Genomic DNA, 439 nt, shown 5'->3' on the forward strand with positions numbered 1-439 from the left:
GTGAAAGCTAAGCCTGGCATCAGTTGTGGGGCATTCGACTCACCGTCACCGGTAATGGCATCAGCACGTAATGCATCAAGGCGATAAGCGGTAAACGCGGTGCCGCTCGGGTCTTGTTTAAAGCGGCCGGGGTAGTCAAAGTGCTGGTAGCTATCACGCTGGTGGTTCAGTTCACTGCCTTGCTTATTGTGCGACAGTGCATAGGCGGGTGTTTTGAAGCTGTAATCTTTGAGCTCTACCTCAGCAGTGCGGACCGCTTTTTGATAGCGGAATTTGCGGACAAACTGGCCATGTTGTTGGCCTTGATTGGCCAGATTGAAAAAGAGTTCTGGGCCGGTTTGTAGTGCAGAACTGTTATCGGCAAACACCACCCGGTGCTTACCCGGCTCAAATTCATGATAAAAGGCCAGCCCTTCCTCAGCGGCTAAGCGCTGTACAA

General features: G+C 52.2%; 1 protein-coding gene. It reads right to left on the reverse strand.

From position 1 onward, the window contains the following. On the reverse strand, window positions 1-439 hold a 439-nt coding region (locus L975_RS15775), incomplete at both ends, for a contractile injection system protein, VgrG/Pvc8 family (RefSeq protein ID WP_047709271.1).

Origin of the sequence: Plesiomonas sp. ZOR0011 (assembly GCF_000800945.1) — a bacterium.
Taxonomy (GTDB): Bacteria; Pseudomonadota; Gammaproteobacteria; order Enterobacterales; family CAMTGL01; genus Plesiomonas; species Plesiomonas shigelloides.